The organism is Actinomadura harenae (genome assembly GCF_003696215.1).
Lineage (GTDB): Bacteria > Actinomycetota > Actinomycetes > Streptosporangiales > Streptosporangiaceae > Spirillospora > Spirillospora harenae.
This window is the reverse complement of record NZ_RFFG01000040.1, coordinates 13,714-31,935: the sequence shown is the minus strand read 5'-3', so window position 1 is coordinate 31,935 and position 18,222 is coordinate 13,714. Positions and strand designations below refer to the sequence as shown.

The following is an 18,222-nucleotide window of genomic DNA, read 5'->3' as shown; positions in this document are numbered from 1 at the left end:
GGTATTTCACTTCCGCATCAGCTGGCGCGAACATGTAAATGATTTGTAAGGGAAACTCCCGGACGCTCGCCCGCGCGAGCCGCGCTTCCTAGCGTGGGGAGCAGCAACGGCACGTCCCCCCAGCAGTGCCGACCCGAGTCGGCGGCGCACAGCGGATGAAGCGCCGCCGGCGGCGGGGAACGGCCCCTCTCCCGGCCGTCCCTCGCAGCACGGGCCCGTCCACACCCCCGACGACGAGCCCGTGGCCGGGAGGCGTCCCCCCTTCCAGGACCCTCCCGGCCCTCGGCACGTCACGAACCCGAAACGGCCCACGGTTTCGCCTCGCGGAAATAGCGGGCGGCGCCCGGGTGGAGGGGCAGCGGGTAGGTGGCGAGCGCGGCGCGGCGGTCCAGGCGGCGCGCCTGGGCGTGGACGGCGGCGAGGCGCGGCTTGCTCGCGAACAGCAGCGCGGTCAGCTCCCGGGCCTCCGCGGACGGCATGTCGGCCCGGACGACCAGCACGTTCGGGATCGCGACCGCCGGGACCTCGCGTCCCAGGCCGTAGGTCCCGGCGGGGATCGAGCGGGCCAGGTACACCTCGCCGAAGGACCGCTGCAGGCCCGCGACCAGCGACCCGACCGGCAGCAGCCGCACCCGGACCGTCCGGGCGAGGTCGGCGACGGCGGGCGTCGGCAGGCCGCCCGCGAAGAAGAACGCGTCGATCCGCCCGGCGCGCAGCGCGTCCCCCGACGCGCTCGCGGGCAGCCGGGACCGGACGATCGCGCCCGGCCCGCGCACCCCCGCGGCGGCCAGCACCCGGCCCGCGGCGATCTCCGTCCCGGACCCGGCCGCGCCCGTCGACACGCGGCGTCCGCGCAGGTCGGCGACCGTTGCGATCGACGCGTCCGCGCGCACCACGATCTGCAGGTAGTCGTCGTACAGCCCCGCGAGCGCCGCGATCCGCCCCTCGCCCCGGACCTCGGTGGTCGTGACGGCGGCCGCGTCGACGGTGGTGAACGCGAGGTCGGCGCGGCCGGTGGCGAGCAGGTGGAGGTTCTCGATGGACGCGGCGGTGGTCAGGACGGTCGCGCGGACCTTCCACCGGTCGTGGAGCGCGGCCGCGAACGCCTCGCCGAGGGCGCGGTACACACCGCCGCCACCGCCCGTCGCGATCACGACCGGCGGCAGCGGCGTCCCGTCCGGGCGGCAGCCGGACGCGACGGACGGCACCCCCGCGAGCAGGCCCGCCAGCAGCGTCCGCCGCCTCACGGGGCGCGCCCGGCGGCGGGCAGCTCGATGCGGACGCGGAGGCCGCACGGCCGCGCCGCGGACAGGTCGAGCCGTCCGCCGGACGCCGTGACCAGGGCGTTCGCGATCGTGAGGCCGAGTCCGGAACCCTCGACGTTCTGGTCCGCGGGACGCCGCCAGAACGGCTGGAGCGCGTCCCGCGCCTCCGCCTCGGTCATGCCCGGACCGTTGTCGGTGACCACGACGGCGGCGCGGCCGGGCGCGGCGGCCTCGGTCGCGATCCGCACCTCGCCGCCGTCCCCGGAGAACTTCACCGCGTTGTCGATGACGGCGTCGAGCGCCTGCTCCAGGGCGTCCGGCGCGGCGCGCGCGAGCAGGACGCCGGGTCCGGGCCCCTCGATGCGGACGCCGCGCCGGTCCGCGACGTCCCGCCAGCCGCAGGCGCGGGCGCGGGCCAGGGCGGCGAGGTCCACCTCGTCCGGGCGGACCGCTCCGGCCTCGGCGGACGCGTAGGCGAGCAGCGCGTCGTAGAGGTGCGCCATCCGGTCGACCTCCTCCAGCGCCATCGCGTGGTCGGTCCGGCCGTCCGGGCGGACCTCGGGCTCGAGGTTCTCCAGCCACAACCGGAGCGCGGCGAGCGGCGTGCGCATCTGGTGGCTGGCATAGGACACGAACGACCGCTGCCGTTCCAGCAGCACCGCGGTCTGCCCCGCCATCGTGTTGAACGACTCGGCCAGCCGCCGCAGCTCGGACGGTCCCGCGCCGCTCGCGACCCGCTCCTCGAACCGGCCCTCGCTGAGGGCGTGCGCGGCGAGGTCCAGCTCGGCGACCGGGCGCAGCACCCACCGCGCGACCCACGACACCACCACGACACCGGCGAGGACGACCAGCAGCAGCCCCGCGAACAGCCGCGTCCAGGCGTCCAGGAGGCCGTGCCGCAGCGGTCCGGTCGGCGACACCGTGACCGCGACGCCGATGATCTCGCCGCCGCTGCCGACCGGCGCGACGACCACCATCGGGCCGTCCTGCCACGGCCAGACCGTCGGGGCGACGCGGGCGGCCTCGCCCGACAGCGCCTCGGCGACGCGTTCACGGACCTGCCCGGAGTCGAGGTCCGGGTCCGGGCGGGAGCTGATCGCGACCGCGCCGTCCCGGTCGACGACCACGGCCGGGACGCCGAACAGCGCGTCGTACTGCCGCAGTTCCTCGCGCAGCGCCGACGAGCGCCCGGTGCGCAGCGCGGTCTCGGCGAGCGAGGCGAACCGCGCGGTGTCCCCGGCGCGGTCCATGTACATGCCCTGGGTGTCGCGCGCGGCCGTCCCGGTCGCGAGCGGAACGGCCAGCGCGAGCAGCGCCGTCGCGAGGAGCGGCACATAGGTGAGGTAGAGGCGCCGCCGCATCCCGGCTCAGGCCCCGCCGCCGGCGAGCCGGTACCCCACGCCGTGCGCGGTCTCGATCCGCGCCGCGCCGCCGAGCTTGGCGCGCAGCGTCGAGACGTGCACGTCGAGCGTCCGGGACCGGCCCTGCCAGGACGTCCCCCACACCTCGCGCAGCAGCGTCTCGCGTTCCACCACCGCGCCGGGCTCCCGGATCAGCCGCGCGAGCAGCGTGAACTCCTTCGGCGTCAGCCGGACCGGCGCGCCGTCCAGGGTGAGGGTGCGGGCGGCGGGGTCGACGGTGAGCCCGCCGAGCACCCGCACGCCGTCGCGGCGCGGCCGGACGCGCCGCAGCACGGCCTCCATGCGGGCCTGGAGCTCGGCCATGCCGAACGGCTTGACCAGGTAGTCGTCGGCGCCCGCGCGAAGCCCGGTCACCCGGTCGCGCTCGGTGCTGCGCGCGGTCAGCACGATGATCCCGGCGTCGCCGCGCTCACGCAGCCGGCGGCACACGTCCAAGCCGTCGCCGTCGGGCAGCCCGAGGTCCAGCAGGACGATGTCGCACGGCGGCGCGGCCAGCGCGGACGCCGCCGACGCCGCGTGCTCCACCTCGTACCCGCACCGGGCCAGCGCCTTGACCAGCGCCGCCGCGAACCGGCGGTCGTCCTCGACCAGCAGGGTCCTCGGCATCGGCCCTAGCGCCCGTTGATCAGCCGCATCGCGAGGCCGGGGTCGAACGTCCCGGCCTGGACCTTCGGGGCGGTGCCGCACGGGCCGTCCGACTCGCCGGGGACCTTGACCCACAACAGGGCGTCCGAGCCCGATCCGCCCGCCCGCGGCGCGGCGCCGAGCTTCGCGCCCGCCGGGTTGCACCATTTTCCGGGTGTCCCGCCGTGGCCGTTCCGGCTCGTGTCGATGACGAATCCACGGGCGTAGTGGTATTTCGACGACAGCGCCGTGTCGACCTTCTTCGCGTACGCCGCCGACTCGGCCGTCGTGAAGAAATTGGAAACGTTCACGGAGAAGCCACGGACGTTCTTCACACCGGCCGCGTCCAACCGGCCCGCCATGGTCGCGGCGGCCACCCAGTGCGCGTTTCCGCCGTCCAGGTAAGCGCGCGTCCTGGTGGCCTTTCCCTTGAACTGCTGTGTCGCGTACTTCAGCAGCGCGATGCGGCCGGCCTGCGCGTTCTTCGGAAGGCAGTCGAGCTGCGCGACCGCGTCCGGCTCGATCACGACGATCGCCGGACGGTTCCCGATCGCGGCCGCGAACTTCGAGATCCAGGTGCGATAGGCGGCCGGCGAACCGGCCCCACCACGGGACGCGCCGCCGCAGTCCCGGTCGGTGATGTTGTACGCGACGAGAACGGGGGTCTTGCCTTGGGACCGCGCCGCGCCGACATATCCGGAAACGGCGCGGGTGATGTCCCCGCTCCAGTTCCCGAACCATTTCGCGCCGGGCCGCGCGACGATCGACGCCCTGATCCTCGCCGCCCGCGCGTCCTTCGGATGCGCCTTCACCCACGCCGCGGCCTGCGTCCCGGGGTCCACGTAGAACGGGCTCGCCGCGGCTGCGGCCCCGGCGTCCGCCGCGCTGAGCCGCGCCCCGCCGCTCCCGCCCGAGGAGCAGCCGGCCGCCCCCACCGCCACGGCGCCCACCGAGACCGTGGCCACCACCAGCGGAAACACCCTGCGCATGCCGTCCTCCTCGCTCACCGTGATCGACTCGAACGGCCGACATTCTGGCGCGAATCCCCCACCCACGTCCGATGAACCGAAAGATCCGTCAGCGCTCGCCTTCTCCCCGGCCCCCGGTATCCCGCCCGTCCGCCACCGGCAGCGGAAAGCCCCTCAGGCCCGCCGCTCCCCACTGAGACCCGACTCGGCCGGCGTCCGCCCCGCGAACGGCAAACAGGTCGGCGCCCAGCGCCGGACCCCGCCCACACGTAGGCTGGCCCCGGCGCGTCCACCAGCAACCACCTGCGAAGAGGGAACGTATGACTCAGCCGGTCTGGGCCACCGACCCGTCCAGCCTCCTCATCTCGGAGGAGCAGTACGAGGCGCTTTCCGAGGACGTGGCCCACAGCATCGAGGTCGTCGAGGGCAACGTCATCTTCTGCCAGTCCCCGACGCCTGAGCATCAGATGGTCGCCTTCCGGCTCCAAACAGCTCTGATGGCGGCGAGGCCCTCCGAGCCCTGCGTCCAGGTGTTCCAGGACACGGACATGAGATACGCGTTCGTGAATCCACACATCACCGACGAGCGCAAGCGCTTCACCCTGCGTCGACCGGACCTCGCCGTCCTCCGCTGCATCGAGCGCGGGAGCAAACTGACCTCGGCCGACGTCCTGGTGGCGGTCGAGATCACCAGCACCAACGAGGACACCGACTTCGTCGACAAGAAGGCCGAGTACGCCTTCCAGCGAATCCCGGTCTTCCTCATCGTGGTCATGGAGAACACCCGCATCCACTCGGTAGAGGAGTACCGCCTCGACTGGGCAGGCCGCGCCTACCGCCTGGTCACGGTCCACCGCGGCGCACTCACCACCGAACTCCCCGAAACCATCAAGCTGGACGTACCGTTCTCGACCCTTGAAGAGATGTAGGCGGACGCTCCCAGCTACGGCCGCTCCCGGGCCTTCGGATCAGTCGCCGTAGCGGGGCAGATCAGTGGTGTCCAGGGCGCCGAGGGGCTCGGGCAGGACGATCTTCTCGCCGTAGACGCCGGACGACGTGGTCACCCACGTTCCGTGTCGTCGGCGGTCTGGCGCAGCCTGCCGGGGACGGGCCTGGTGATCGTCATCTGCTGTCCCTCCTCCACGCGTTCACTCCAGTTACCGAAGTCGGGCGAGTCCGGTTGCGAGGGCCTGGTGGCGGGCGGAGTGGAGGAGGGCGTCGACGCGGGGGCGGTCGGGTTCGGCCGGGAGGGGGCTGCGGGCGAGGGCGTCGTCCATGCGGGCGGTCAGGGACGCGCACCACGCGGCGATCTCGTCCGCGGGCACGGTTCCGGCGCGGACGGCCAGCAGCCGGTCGCGGTGCTCGTCCATCCGAACCAGCGGCTCGCCGTGTTCCAGCAGGTGAAGCCCGCTGATCAGGAGCCGCAGCATGTGCATGACCTGCTTGTGGTTCCGGGTCTCACGGTTCTCCAGCTTGCGGAACTGGGCGTCGGCGTAGCCCAGGAACGTCTGGTGGGCGCGCCGCGAGAGGAACGCGGTGCGGGCGTCCAGGAGCTCCCGGCCGATCGGGGTGACCTTCTCGACCAGCGGCGACCAGAGGCATTCGAGGAGGGTCGGGTTCGCGGTCAGCGCCAGCCCGCAGAACCGCTCGAACTCCCACGAGAACTGCTCGTCCAGCGGGCCGGTCACGTGCGTGGGCGGCTTGTCGAGATGCCAGTACAGCTCCGTGGGCGCGAGGAAGACGCCGCGGCGGTCGGTGTCGCTCGCGGCGGTCTCCAAGCCGTAGGCGCGTGAACCGACGACCACGGCGAGGACGGTGTGGTCCGTCACGAACCACTCGTCGGAGGGGCGCCGCCGGGTGAGGTCATCCCGGCAGAGTCCCGCACCTGTTCGCCCTTCGTCGACCCGATTGTCGGGTTGCGGAAACTTTCTGCAAGACCTTTACGTTCCTTGCGGCCCGTTGCTACCTTCGCCGCACCACCCCCACGAGGAACAGGTGAAACGGGTTGCACTCCACGTCATCCCGTTTCATGAAGGAGGACCCCCCATGCGGCGTACGACCACGGCCGGAGCGCTGACCTGTCTCGCGCTCGCGGCGCTGACGGCTTGCGGCGGAGGCGGCGACAAGAAGGACACGGGCTCCGCGTCGTCCGCGGGAGCGCTCGACGGACGCGGCCCGGTCACGTTCGTCACCGGCAAGGACCGGTCGGGCAACATGCAGAAGCAGATCGACGGCTGGAACGCGCAGCACCCCCAGGAGCAGGTCCGCGTCGTCGAGCTTCCGGACGAGCCGAACGACCAGCGCCAGCAGATGATCCAGAACGCGCAGACCAAGTCCGACGCGTACGGCATCCTCAACCTCGACGTCGTCTGGACCGCCGAGTTCGCCGCGAACCGCTGGCTGACGCCGCTGCCCAAGGACCAGATCGACCTGTCGAAGATGCTGCCCGCGACCGTCACCACCGGGCAGTACCGCGACAAGCTCTACGCCGTCCCGTCCACCTCCGACGCCGGGATGCTCTACTACCGCAAGGACCTGCTCGACAAGGCCGGCATCAGCTCCCCGCCGAAGACCTACGCCGAGATGTGGGCCGACTGCGACAAGGTGAAGGCGCTGCCCAAGGGCAAGGGCGTCGACTGCTACTTCACCGAGGTCAACAAGACCGAGAGCCTCACCATCAGCGCCGTCGAGGCGATCGAGGCCCAGGGCGGCTCGATCCTCGACGCGTCCGGCAAGCCGACCGTGAACACGCCGCAGGTCAAGGCCGGCATCGAGTTCCTCGCCGGGGCCCGCAAGGACCGCATGCCGAAGGAGGCCGTCACCCTCGACACCGAGGGCGGACGCCGCTACTTCCAGGGCGGCAAGCTGCTGTTCCAGCGGCAGTGGCCGTACCAGTACGCGATGGCCGACCAGACCGACGGCTCGTCCAAGGTCGCGGGCAAATTCGCCGTCGCGCCGCTGCCCGGCCAGAACGGCCCGGGCGTCGCCAACCTCGGCGGCCACAACCTGGCGATCTCCGCGTTCGCCAAGAACAAGGCCACCGCGTTCGACTTCATCAAGTACCTCACCGGTGAGCCCGCGCAGCGCGCGAACCTGCTCGCCACCTCGCAGGCCCCGACCGTCGCGTCCCTGTACGACGACCCGGAGCTGGCCAAGAAGTACCCGTACCTGCCCGTCCTGAAGCAGGCCATCACCACCGCCAAGCCGCGCCCGGTCGTCGTCAAGTACGGCGACGTCACCGCCGCGATCCAGGGCTCGGTGTACGACGCGGTCAACGGCGGCAAGCCCGTCGACCAGGCGCTCGCCGACCTCCAGGGCAAGCTGACCGCGCTGACCGCGGGGCAGTGAGCCGCTCCGTGAGCACCGAGGTGAACACCGAGGCGAGTCCCGATGTGGGCTCTGAGGTGACCGGGGTCTCGCGGCGCGCCACCGCCCGCTCCCCGCGCCCGCGCCGCTCCGGCGGCCGGCGCGGGGAGCGGCGGATGGCCGCCCTGCTGCTCTCCCCCACCCTGCTCGTCCTGGCCATGGTCGTCGGATACCCGGTGGTCGCCGGACTGCGCGAGTCGCTGTACACGCGCGGCAGCGGCCTCGACGCGGACGGCTTCGTCGTCCAGGGCAACAAGTTCGTGGGGCTGGACAACTACACGTCCATCTTCCAGGGCGACCGCGCCGACGCGTTCTGGAACGCCTTCACCAACACCACGTTCTTCACCCTGACTACGGTGACGCTGGAGACGGTGATCGGCGTCGGGATGGCGCTGATCATGCAGCAGGCGTTCCGCGGACGGTCGGTCGTGCGGGCCAGCATCCTGGTCCCGTGGGCGATCCCGACCGCGATCTCCGGCCTGCTCTGGCGGTGGATCTTCCAGGCGGACGGCGCGGCCAACGCCGTCCTCGGCCACCAGGTCCTGTGGACGGCCGACGGCTTCCCGGCCAAGCTCGCGGTGATCATCGCCGAGGTGTGGAAGACGTCTCCGTTCATCGGCCTGCTCGTGCTCGCCGGGCTCCAGATGATCCCGCGCGAGGTGCACGAGGCCGCGAAGGTGGACGGCGCGAGCACCCTCCAGCGGTTCGCGTTCGTGACGCTGCCGCTGATCAGGCCCGCCCTGCTGGTCGCGATCCTGTTCCGCATGCTGGACGTGCTGCGCATGTTCGACCTGCCGGCCGTCCTCATCGGCGTCAACCAGAAGTCCGTCGAGACCCTGACCATGCTCGCCTGGTTCGAGGCGACGAACCTGCGGTACGGCTCGGCCGCGGCGTACGCGACGCTCCTGTTCGCCTACATCGCGCTGATCGCCTACCTGTTCGTCAAGCTCCTCGGCGCCGACATCATCGGCGAGGCCCGGCAGGCGCGCGAACAGGCGCGCGGGGCACGAAAGGCGGCCAAGCGGTGAAGCGCGCGCTCTCCTACCTGGGCCTCGCGGCCGTCGCGGTCTACTGCCTGGCACCGTTCTACTGGATGGTCGTCTCGGCGCTCCGCCGTCCCCAGGACCAGTTCGACAACGGGCCCGTGCCGTCGCCCGTCTCGACCGAGAACTTCCGCGCCGTGTTCGGCGGGCACAACGACTTCGGCCGGGCGCTGCTGAACAGCGTCGTCGTCGCCGGGATCACCACGGCGTTCACCCTGGTCGTCGGCGTGTTCACCGCCTACGCGCTGGCCCGGCTGGACTTCCGGTTCAAGAACGCCGTGCTGGGCCTGGTCATCGCGACGACGATGTTCCCGGGCGTGTCCCAGCTCGTCCCGCTGCTGAAGCTGTTCACCGACATCCACTGGATCAACACCTACCAGGCGATGATCGTGCCGAGCCTCGGCTTCGCGCTGCCGCTGTCGGTGTGGCTGCTGACCGCGTTCTTCCGGCAGCTGCCGTTCGAGCTGGAACAGGCCGCGATGGTGGACGGCTGCACCCGCGGCCAGGCCTTCCGGAAGATCATCGTCCCGCTCGCCGCGCCCGGCGTGTTCACCACGGCCATCCTGACCTTCATCGCGGCGTGGAACGAGTTCCTCATCGCGCTGTCCATGGTCAACCGCAAGGAGATGCAGACCGCGACGGTCGCGATCTCCAAGTTCACCGGCGTGTCCGGGATGGACCAGCCGTTCGGCACCCAGATGGCGGCGGGCGTGATCGTGACCGTCCCGCTCATCGTCGTCGTCCTCGTCTTCCAGCGCAGGATCGTCGCGGGCCTCACGGCCGGCGGCGTCAAGTGACCCGAGAGGAAACCATGACCGACTCGCCGGCCACCGCCTGGTGGCGGGACGCGGTGATCTACCAGGTGTACGTGCGCAGCTTCGCGGACGCGAACGGCGACGGCATCGGCGACCTGGCGGGCATCCGCTCCCGGCTGCCGTACCTGGCCGACCTGGGCGTCGACGCGCTGTGGGTCACCCCGTTCTACGTCTCCCCGATGGCCGACTTCGGCTACGACGTCGCCGACTACCGCGACGTCGACCCGCTGTTCGGCACCCTGGACGACGCGCGCGCCCTCATCGATGACGCGCACGCCCTCGACCTGCGCGTCATCGTGGACGTCGTGCCGAACCACACGTCCGACCGGCACGCGTGGTTCGAGGCCGCCCGCACCGCCGCGCCCGGCTCACCCGAGCGCGAACGGTACCTCTTCCGCGACGGACGCGGCGAGGACGGCGCCGAGCCCCCCAACGACTGGGAGTCGGTCTTCGGCGGCCCGGCCTGGACGCGGCTGCCCGACGGCCAGTGGTACCTGCACCTGTTCGCGCCCGAGCAGCCCGACCTGAACTGGGAGAACCCCGGTGTCCGCGCCGAGTTCGAGGGCATCCTGCGGTTCTGGCTCGACCTCGGCGTGGACGGCTTCCGGATCGACGTCGCGCACGGCATGGTCAAGGCCGCCGGGCTCCCCGACGTCGGCCGCACGGGCCAGTCCCGGATGCTCGGCACCGACGTCCTGCCCTACTTCGACCAGGACGGCGTCCACGAGATCCACCGCGCGTGGCGCAAGCTGCTCGACTCCTACCCGGGCGAGCGGATCGGCGTCGCCGAGGCGTGGGCGCCCGACACCGCGCGCCTGGCCCGCTACACCCGCCCGGACGAGCTGCACCAGGCGTTCAACTTCCACTACCTCGGCTCGCCGTGGGACGCGGCGAAGCTCCGCGACGTCGTCGACGCGACGCTCCACGCCGCCGGGACCGCGCCCGCGACCTGGGTCCTGTCGAACCACGACGTCAAGCGGCACGTCACCCGGTTCGGCGGCGGCGAGACCGGCCTGCGCCGCGCCCGCGCCGCCGCGCTCCTCACCCTCGCCCTCCCCGGCTCCGCCTACGTCTACCAGGGCGAGGAGCTCGGCCTGCCCGAGGTGCTCGACCTGCCCGCCGAGTTCCGCAAGGACCCGCAGGCCGGACGCGGCGAGGACGCGGGCCGCGACGGCTGCCGGGTGCCGATCCCGTGGAGCGGCGACGAGCCCCCGTTCGGGTTCACATCCGGTTCGTCCACGTGGCTGCCGATGCCGGCGGACTGGCGCGCCCTGACCGTCGCCGCCGAGGACGCCGACCCGGACTCGACCCTCGCCCTGTACAAGGCCGCCCTGCGGATCCGCCACACCGAACCGGCGCTCGGCGACGGCTCTCTGACCTGGCTCGACACCCCGGACGGCACCCTCGCCTTCGTCCGCGGCACGGAGCAAGGCGACGCCTTGGGCTGCGCCGTCAACACCGGCGGCGAACCGGCCCGCGTCCCCGCCGCGGCCCGCGAGATCCTCCTGTCCAGCACCCCCGCGGACCTCGAACCCGACGGCACCCTCGTCCTCCCGCCCGACACCACCGTGTGGTGGAGATAGGTTCGTGACTTTGACGCTCTCCCCCCTGACGGGGGGAGGGTCTCACCGCTCGCGCTGTGAGGCTTCCTGTTTCCCCGCCGACCGCCCGCCCGGAGTTCTCCGTTGAGGTCTTACACCGGCTCCGCAGGCCGACACCGCCCGTCCGGCGGCCAGAAGGTTGCGTGCGGCGTTCACGTCACGGTCATGGGTGGTGCCGCAGTCGCATGTCCAGGTACGGACGTGCAGCGGCATCGCCTCGGCGAGAGCACCGCAGGTGGAGCACAACTTGGAGGAGGGAAAAAAGCGGTCGACCGCGATCACCTCGCGGCCGTACCAGGCGGCCTTGTACTCCAACATGCCCCGGAATGTCGCCCACGCCGCATCCGAGACGGCGCGGGCCAGCTTCCGGTTCCTGACCAGATTACGGACGGCAAGGTCCTCGATCACGATCGTTTGGTTCTCACGAACGAGTCGGGTGGTCACCTTGTGCAGGTGGTCCCGGCGCCGGTCGACGATCCGGGCATGGATCTTGGCGACCTTGTGGCGGGCCTTGGCCCGGTTCGCACCATCGCCCCTGGCCTTGCGGGACAGGCGCCGCTGGGCGCGAGCGAGCCGGGCGCGGTCCCTGCGCTCGTACCGGGGGTTGGCGATCTTCTCTCCTGTCGACAACGTCAGCAGATAGTCCAGACCCACATCAATGCCAACCGCCGTATCCGCGCACGACAGCGACGTGACGTCTGGGTCCTCCACCAGGAGCGACACGAACCAGCGTCCCGCCGCGTCCTGGGAGACGGTCACCGTGGACGGCCTGGCGTCCACGGGCAGGGGCCGCGACCATACGATGTCCAACGGCTCGGACATCTTCGCCAGTGTCAACGCCCCCTCACGGAACCGGAAACCGCTGGCGGTGTACTCGGCGGACTTGCGGGACTTCTTCTTGGACTTCAAGCGCGGGTACTTGGCCCGCTTGGCGAAGAAGTTGGTGAACGCCACCTGGAGATGCCGAAGTGCCTGCTGGAGCGGCACGGACGAAACCTGGTTGAGATAGGCCAGTTCCTCGGTCCTCTTCCATGCGGTGAGCATGGCCGAGGTCTGGTTGTAGTCGACCCGCTCGCGCCGCTCCCGCCACGCCTGCGTGCGGGCCACGAGCGCCAGGTTGTAGACCTTCCGCACACAGCCGAACGTGCGGGCCAGCTCGGTCACCTGCGCGTCACTCGGATAGAAACGGTACTTGAACGCCCGCTTCACGCATGCCTCCCCAGCCACCTTCACAAGGTACCCATGACCGGACCGCAGAGGGCGGCCAACGCCGCAACCCAGAGCACGGTCTTCTGCCTTCAGGATGAGACTCCGCTCTCTGTCCTGCACCGCAGCGGCCCGTTTCCTCTCCGCCCCAGAGCGCGGAGTATCCACGGAGGGAACCTATGACGACGCGCCTGGCCGATATCGCCGAGCATGCGGGGGTCAGCGAGGCGACGGTCAGCCGCGTCCTCAACGGGCGCCCCGGGGTGTCGGCGACGACCCGGCAGGGGGTGCTCGCCGCGCTGGACGTGCTCGGGTACGAGCGTCCGGCACGGCTGCGGCAGCAGCGCGCCGGGCTGATCGGCCTGATCATCCCGGAGCTGACCAACCCGATCTTCCCGGCGTTCGCCGAGGTGATCGAGAGCGCGCTCGCCCGGCACGGCTACATGGCGGTGCTCTGCTCGCAGACGCCCGGCGGCGTGGCCGAGGACGACTATCTCGAGATGCTGCTGGAACGCGGCGTCGCGGGCGTCATCTTCGTCAACGGCCTGCACGCCAACGCCAACTCCGACCGGGCCCGGTACGCGCGGCTGACCGAGCAGGGCCTGCCGATCGTGCTGGTCAACGGCTACCGTCCGGACATCGACGCGCCGTTCGTCTCCAACGACGACGTCGCGTCGCTGGAGGCGGCCGTCGCGCACCTGGGCTCGCTCGGGCACCGGCGGATCGGGCTGGCGATCGGGCAGGACGTGTACGTCCCGACCCGGCGCAAGACCGAGGGGTTCCGGCGCGGGCTCGCGGCGCTGCTCGGGCCGTCCGCGGACGTCGCGGGCCTCGTCGTGAACACGATGTACACGGTCGAGGGCGGGCACGCCGCCGCGCAGAAGCTGCTCGACCGCGGCTGCACGGCGATCTGCTGCGGGAACGACATCATGGCGCTCGGCGCGATCCGGGCCGCGCGGCAGCGGGGGCTGCGGGTGCCGGAGGACGTGTCGGTCGTCGGCTTCGACGACTCACCGCTCACCGCGTACCTGGATCCGCCGCTCACCACGATCCGGCAGTCGGTGCGGGAGATGGCGCTCGCCGCGGTGAGCACGGTGCTGGAGGAGGTCGGGGGCGGCCGTCCGCCGCGGACCGAGCTGCTCTACCGTCCTGAGCTGGTCGTCCGCCGGTCGACGGCGCCCGCACCGGTCCCGGCCGCGCCGCCCGCCATCGCTCCGGAGCACCTCGTCAACTAGCCGGACGAAGCCCGTCGAACGCCCCGATCAGGAGTGATCGGGGCGTTCTCGTTGATAACGGTTGGATTGCGGAGGATTGACAGTGAGCCGGGTCACGCTCTTTCCTTCGTGGGAGCGCTCCCACACTCCCACCCCCCAACGGACGAGAGGGACCACGATGAGGGCTAACCGGCTGAGGGCCGTGACCGTGCTGGCGGCGGCCGGCGTGCTCGCGGCGGCATGCGGTGGCGGAGGCGGAGGCGACTCCAAGTCCGACAAGAACTTCACGCTGACCGTCGACGTGTTCGGCGAGTTCGGCTACGAGACGCTCTACAAGGGCTTCGAGCAGACGCATCCCGGCGTCACGGTCAAGCAGCGCAAGGTGTCGTCGCTGGACGACTACAAGCCGCGGCTCCAGCAGTGGATCGCCACCGGCAGCGGCGCGGGCGACGTGGTCGCGCTGGAGGAGGGCATCCTGCCCCTCTACATGCAGCAGCGCGCCAAGTTCGTGAACCTCTTCGACTTCGGCGCCCGCTCCATGCAGGGCGACTTCCTGCCGTGGAAGTGGCAGCTCGGCCTCAGCCCGGACGGCAGCCAGCTCGTCGGGCTCGGCACCGACGTCGGCCCGCTCGCCATGTGCTACCGCAAGGACCTGTTCAAGAAGGCCGGGCTGCCCACCGACCGCGACGAGGTCGGCAAGCTCTGGCCGACCTGGGACCAGTTCTTCGCCACCGGCCAGAGGTTCCAGGGCAAGCTCTCCGGCACCAAGTGGCTGGACGGCCCGACCGCCGTCCTGCGCGCGACCGTCCTGCAGGACGCGGGCAGCGGCCCCGGCTACAGCTTCTTCGACAAGAGCAACAACCTCGTCTTCGACTCGAACCCGGCCGTCAAGCAGGCGTTCGACACGACGCTGAAGTTCGAGCAGAACAAGATGACCGCCGACATGTCGATCTTCACGCCGCCGTGGCAGACGGCGCTGAAGCGCGACACGTTCGCGACCGTGCCCTGCCCGTCCTGGATGCTCGGCGGCATCAAGCAGTTCTCCGGCGACTTCGGCAAGGGCAAGTGGGACGTCGCGACCACGCCCGGCGGCTCGGGCTACTGGGGCGGGTCCTGGCTCTCCGTGCCCAAGCAGAGCAGGCACCAGAAGGAGGCCGCCGCGCTGGCGGAGTACCTGACCGGCGCGCAGAGCCAGGTCGGCGCGTTCAAGGACAAGGACACCTTCCCGTCCAACGTCAAGGCCGAGCAGGACCCGGCGGTCTCCGGCGCGACGAACGACTACTTCAGCGGCGCGCCCACCGGGAAGATCTTCGGGCAGCTGGTCTCCTCGGTGCGGCCGGTCTTCCTCGGCCCGAAGAACGAGGACGTCCGGCAGGCCGTGGAGAACGTCCTGATCGCCGTCGGCCAGGGCAAGGTCAAGCCCGAGGACGCGTGGCCCAAGGCCGTTGAGGCGGCCAAGAAGGCCGCCAGATGACCAGCGTCGGCACGCGTCCCGTCCGCCCGGCCCCCCGGGCGGGCGGGACGCCGCGGGCGGGCCGGGGGCGGGCGCTGCTGGCGCGCCTCGACGTCAAGGCCAGCCCGTACGCGTTCGTCGCGCCGTTCTTCGTCGTCTTCCTGGTCTTCGGCGGGTACCCGCTCGTCTACACGCTGTGGGTGTCGCTGCACGACTGGGGCCTGGCCTCGGGGACGCGCAAGTGGGCGGGGTTCGGGAACTACGGCTACCTGTTCGGCGACGAGCAGTTCTGGCACGCGCTGGAGAACACGGTCGGGATCTTCCTGCTCTCGACCGTCCCGCAGATGCTGCTGGCACTGCTGCTCGCCAACACGCTCAACCGGCGGATGCGGGCCGCGACGGTGTTCCGGATCGGGGTGGTCGCGCCGCTGATCACCTCGATGGCGGCGGTCGCGATCGTGTTCGGCCAGCTCTTCGACACCGACTACGGGTTCGTGAACTGGCTCCTGCAGAGCCACATCGACTGGCACACCGGCCGCGCCTGGTCCTGGACGGCGATCGCGGTGATGGTCGACTGGCGCTGGACGGGCTACAACGCGCTGATCTTCCTGGCGTCGATGCAGGCGATCCCGAAGGACCTGTACGAGGCCGCCGCGATCGACGGCGCGTCCCGGATCCGGCAGTTCTGGCAGATCACGGTGCCGCTGCTGCGCCCGACGATCCTGTTCACGCTGATCATCTCGACCATCGGCGGGCTCCAGATGTTCACCGAGCCCGTGCTGTTCGGGAGCGGGACGTCCAACAAGATGGACGGCGGCGCGACGCACCAGTTCCAGACGCTGACGATGTACATGTACGACAACGCGTTCGGGCACGACCGGTACGGGTACGGCGCGGCGATCGCCTGGGCGCTGTTCCTGCTCATCATCGTGTTCTCGCTGCTGAACTTCCTGTTCGTCCGGCGTGCGGGAGGCACCAGATGACGATCCCCGCTCCCCTGGCCAGGCCCGCGCGCGGGACGGCGCGGAAGTTGCACGGCCTCTGGGAGGCCAGCCCGCTGACGTACCTGACGCTGCTGGTGGCGCTGGTGCTGTCGGTGGCTCCGATCTACTGGATGGTCGTGGTCGCGACGCGCACCAACGACGTCGTCGCGAACGTCCCGCCGCCGGTGCTGCCGGGCGGGCACCTCGGGTCCAACGTGAACCGGCTGTTCGACAACCAGGACGCCTACTTCGCCAAGGGGCTGCTGAACTCGTTCGTCGTCTCGTCCTGTGTGACGGTCTCGACGGTGTTCTTCGCGTCGCTGGCCGGGTTCGCGTTCGCCAAGCTGCGGTTCCGCGGCCGCAACGCGCTGCTGCTCACGATCGTGGCGACGATGATGATCCCGGTCCAGATGGGCATCATCCCGCTCTACATGATCATGGTGAAGCTGGGCTGGCAGAACCATCTGCAGGCCGTCGTCGTCCCGTTCCTGGTGACCGGGTTCGGGGTGTTCATGATGCGGCAGTACGCCGCCCAGGCCGTCCCGGACGAGCTGGTCGAGGCCGCCCGCGTGGACGGCTGCACCACCTTCGGCGTGTACTGGCGGGTCGTCCTGCCCGCGCTGCGCCCGGCCGCCGGCGTGCTCGGCCTGTTCACGTTCATGCAGACCTGGAACGACTTCATGTGGCCGCTGGCCGTGCTGAACCCGGAGAACCCGACCGTCCAGCTGTCCATCAACAACCTGGCCAACGGCCACTTCGACGACTACACGCTGATGTTCGCCGGCACGACGATCGCGGTGCTGCCGCTGCTGCTGGTCTTCGTGGTGTTCGGCCGCCAGATCATCGGAGGAATCATGGAAGGCGCGATCAAGGCATGAGCGGGCGAGCGGACTTCCCGGACGGGTTCCGGTGGGGGGCGGCGACGGCCGCGTACCAGGTGGAGGGCGCCACGGACGCCGGCGGACGGGTCCCGTCGATCTGGGACACCTTCGTCCGGCGGCCCGGCGCGGTGCTGAACGGCGACACCGGGGACGTGGCGGTCGACCATTTCCACCGGTTCCGCGAGGACGTCGGGATCATGGGGGACCTGGGGCTGACCGCGTACCGGTTCTCGGTGGCGTGGCCGCGGGCGCACGCGTCCGGCGAGGGCGGCCTGGCCTTCTACGACCGGCTCGTGGACGCGCTGCTGGACGCCGGGATCGAGCCCTGGCCGACCCTGTACCACTGGGACCTGCCGCAGGAGCTGGAGGACGCGGGCGGCTGGCCGTCCCGCGACACCGCGCTCCGGTTCGCCGACTTCGCGGCCCGGGCGCACCAGGTCCTCGGCGACCGGGTGACGAACTGGCTGACGGTGAACGAGCCGTGGTGCGCGGCGTTCCTCGGCTACGCGTCCGGCGACCACGCGCCCGGACGCCGCGACCCCGGTGACGCGCTGCTCGCCGCGCACCATCTGATGGTCGGGCACGGGCTGGCCGTCCAGGCGATGCGGGCGCAGCGTCCGGGGAACCGGTTCGGGGCGGCGGTGAACCTGTACGCGGTCTCGCCCGCGTCGGACTCCGAGGCCGACGTGGACGCCGCGCGGCGCGTGGACGGCCTCCAGAACCGGTTCTTCCTGGACCCGCTGCTGCTCGGCCGCTACCCCGAGGACGTCCTGGCCGACCTGGAGCGGTTCGGGTTCGCGCCGCCGGACGCCGACCTGGCGGTCATCAACCAGCCGATCGAGCATCTCGGGATCAACTACTACTCGCGGCACACCGTGAGCGGCGATCCGGACTCGGCGCCGCAGGCGGCGTCGTCGCCGTTCGCCGAGCACTCGCCGTGGGTCGGCAGCGACCACGTCCGGTTCCCCTCGACCGGGCGCCCGGTGACCGGGATGGGCTGGGAGATCGACCCGTCCGGGCTGACGGAGGTGCTGGTCAGGCTGCATCGCGAGTATCCGGCGGTGGACCTGTGCGTCACCGAGAACGGCGCGGGGTACCAGGAGGAGCCGTCCAACGGAACGGTCCACGACCCCGAGCGGATCGGCTATCTGGACGGGCATCTGCGCGCCTGCCACGACGCGATCACGGCGGGCGTTCCGCTTCGCGGCTACTTCACGTGGTCGCTGCTGGATAATTTCGAGTGGGCGTGGGGGTACTCACGGCGCTTCGGGCTGGTCCACGTCGACTACGCCACGTTGCGCCGCGCGCCCAAGGACAGCGCGCGCTGGTACGCGGAGGTGATCCGCCGGGGCGGGCTCGGGGACCGCGGGTAACGGCGAACG

At 71.2% G+C, this 18,222-nt stretch carries 16 protein-coding genes; 10 read left to right on the top strand and 6 right to left on the bottom strand.

What is annotated here, in order from left to right:
• Positions 1 to 290 precede the first annotated feature (290 nt).
• The 4 genes from EBO15_RS22180 to EBO15_RS22165 are packed head-to-tail and all read right to left on the bottom strand — an operon-like array spanning position 291 to position 4,299.
• Positions 291 to 1,247: a TAXI family TRAP transporter solute-binding subunit gene (locus EBO15_RS22180; protein WP_158628324.1), complete on the bottom strand. Its 957-nt coding sequence runs from the start codon at positions 1,245 to 1,247 to the stop codon at positions 291 to 293.
• Positions 1,244 to 2,626, bottom strand: a complete 1,383-nt coding sequence (locus EBO15_RS22175; protein WP_122196346.1) for a sensor histidine kinase — start codon at positions 2,624 to 2,626, stop codon at positions 1,244 to 1,246. The genes EBO15_RS22180 and EBO15_RS22175 overlap by 4 nt, the downstream gene beginning before the upstream one ends.
• 6 nt (positions 2,627 to 2,632) lie before the next feature.
• The gene (locus tag EBO15_RS22170; RefSeq protein WP_122196345.1) at positions 2,633 to 3,292 is read right to left on the bottom strand and encodes a response regulator transcription factor; all 660 of its coding nucleotides are present in this window, start codon (positions 3,290 to 3,292) and stop codon (positions 2,633 to 2,635) included.
• Between the two features lie 5 nt (positions 3,293 to 3,297).
• Positions 3,298 to 4,299 (bottom strand): glycoside hydrolase family 6 protein, encoded by a 1,002-nt coding sequence (locus tag EBO15_RS22165; protein WP_122196344.1) that lies wholly within the window; start codon positions 4,297 to 4,299, stop codon positions 3,298 to 3,300.
• 299 nt (positions 4,300 to 4,598) lie between these two features.
• Here EBO15_RS22165 and EBO15_RS22160 point away from each other — a divergent pair, with 299 nt between their 5' ends.
• Positions 4,599 to 5,207 carry a Uma2 family endonuclease gene (locus tag EBO15_RS22160; RefSeq protein WP_122196343.1) on the top strand — a complete coding sequence of 203 codons (609 nt, stop codon included), beginning with the start codon at positions 4,599 to 4,601 and terminating at the stop codon, positions 5,205 to 5,207.
• 228 nt (positions 5,208 to 5,435) lie between these two features.
• Here the strand turns inward: EBO15_RS22160 and EBO15_RS22155 are convergent, their stop codons facing one another.
• Entirely contained in the window at positions 5,436 to 6,107 is a 672-nt protein-coding gene (locus EBO15_RS22155) for a nucleotidyltransferase domain-containing protein (protein ID WP_122196342.1), read from the bottom strand.
• Between the two features lie 217 nt (positions 6,108 to 6,324).
• Between EBO15_RS22155 and EBO15_RS22150 the strand changes: the two genes are divergently transcribed.
• The 4 genes from EBO15_RS22150 to EBO15_RS22135 are packed head-to-tail and all read left to right on the top strand — an operon-like array spanning position 6,325 to position 11,085.
• On the top strand, positions 6,325 to 7,626 hold the full coding sequence (locus EBO15_RS22150) for an ABC transporter substrate-binding protein (protein WP_122196341.1): 1,302 nt from the start codon (positions 6,325 to 6,327) through the stop codon (positions 7,624 to 7,626).
• A gap of 8 nt (positions 7,627 to 7,634) precedes the next feature.
• A complete protein-coding gene (locus EBO15_RS46185) occupies positions 7,635 to 8,672 on the top strand; it encodes a carbohydrate ABC transporter permease (protein ID WP_233616355.1) in 1,038 nt (345 codons plus the stop codon).
• Complete coding sequence (locus EBO15_RS22140) at positions 8,669 to 9,484, top strand: carbohydrate ABC transporter permease (RefSeq protein WP_233616354.1); 816 nt, start codon at positions 8,669 to 8,671, stop codon at positions 9,482 to 9,484. The genes EBO15_RS46185 and EBO15_RS22140 overlap by 4 nt, the downstream gene beginning before the upstream one ends.
• Positions 9,485 to 9,498: 14 nt before the next feature.
• A complete protein-coding gene (locus EBO15_RS22135; protein ID WP_122196340.1) occupies positions 9,499 to 11,085 on the top strand; it encodes a glycoside hydrolase family 13 protein in 1,587 nt (528 codons plus the stop codon).
• 42 nt (positions 11,086 to 11,127) lie between these two features.
• Here the strand turns inward: EBO15_RS22135 and EBO15_RS22130 are convergent, their stop codons facing one another.
• A complete protein-coding gene (locus EBO15_RS22130; RefSeq protein WP_122196339.1) occupies positions 11,128 to 12,312 on the bottom strand; it encodes an RNA-guided endonuclease InsQ/TnpB family protein in 1,185 nt (394 codons plus the stop codon).
• 176 nt (positions 12,313 to 12,488) lie between these two features.
• Here EBO15_RS22130 and EBO15_RS22125 point away from each other — a divergent pair, with 176 nt between their 5' ends.
• The 5 genes from EBO15_RS22125 (at position 12,489) to EBO15_RS22105 (ending at position 18,213) form a co-directional block, all read left to right on the top strand.
• Entirely contained in the window at positions 12,489 to 13,544 is a 1,056-nt protein-coding gene (locus EBO15_RS22125; RefSeq protein ID WP_122196338.1) for a LacI family DNA-binding transcriptional regulator, read from the top strand.
• Positions 13,545 to 13,701: 157 nt separating this feature from the next.
• Positions 13,702 to 14,997, top strand: coding sequence for an ABC transporter substrate-binding protein (locus tag EBO15_RS22120; protein WP_122196337.1), 1,296 nt, complete (start codon positions 13,702 to 13,704; stop codon positions 14,995 to 14,997).
• Entirely contained in the window at positions 14,994 to 15,959 is a 966-nt protein-coding gene (locus tag EBO15_RS22115) for a carbohydrate ABC transporter permease (protein ID WP_122196336.1), read from the top strand. Before EBO15_RS22120 ends, EBO15_RS22115 begins: the two co-directional genes overlap by 4 nt.
• Entirely contained in the window at positions 15,956 to 16,837 is an 882-nt protein-coding gene (locus EBO15_RS22110) for a carbohydrate ABC transporter permease (RefSeq protein WP_199744728.1), read from the top strand. Before EBO15_RS22115 ends, EBO15_RS22110 begins: the two co-directional genes overlap by 4 nt.
• A complete protein-coding gene (locus tag EBO15_RS22105) occupies positions 16,834 to 18,213 on the top strand; it encodes a GH1 family beta-glucosidase (RefSeq protein WP_122196335.1) in 1,380 nt (459 codons plus the stop codon). Before EBO15_RS22110 ends, EBO15_RS22105 begins: the two co-directional genes overlap by 4 nt.
• The last annotated feature ends 9 nt before the right edge of the window (positions 18,214 to 18,222 follow it).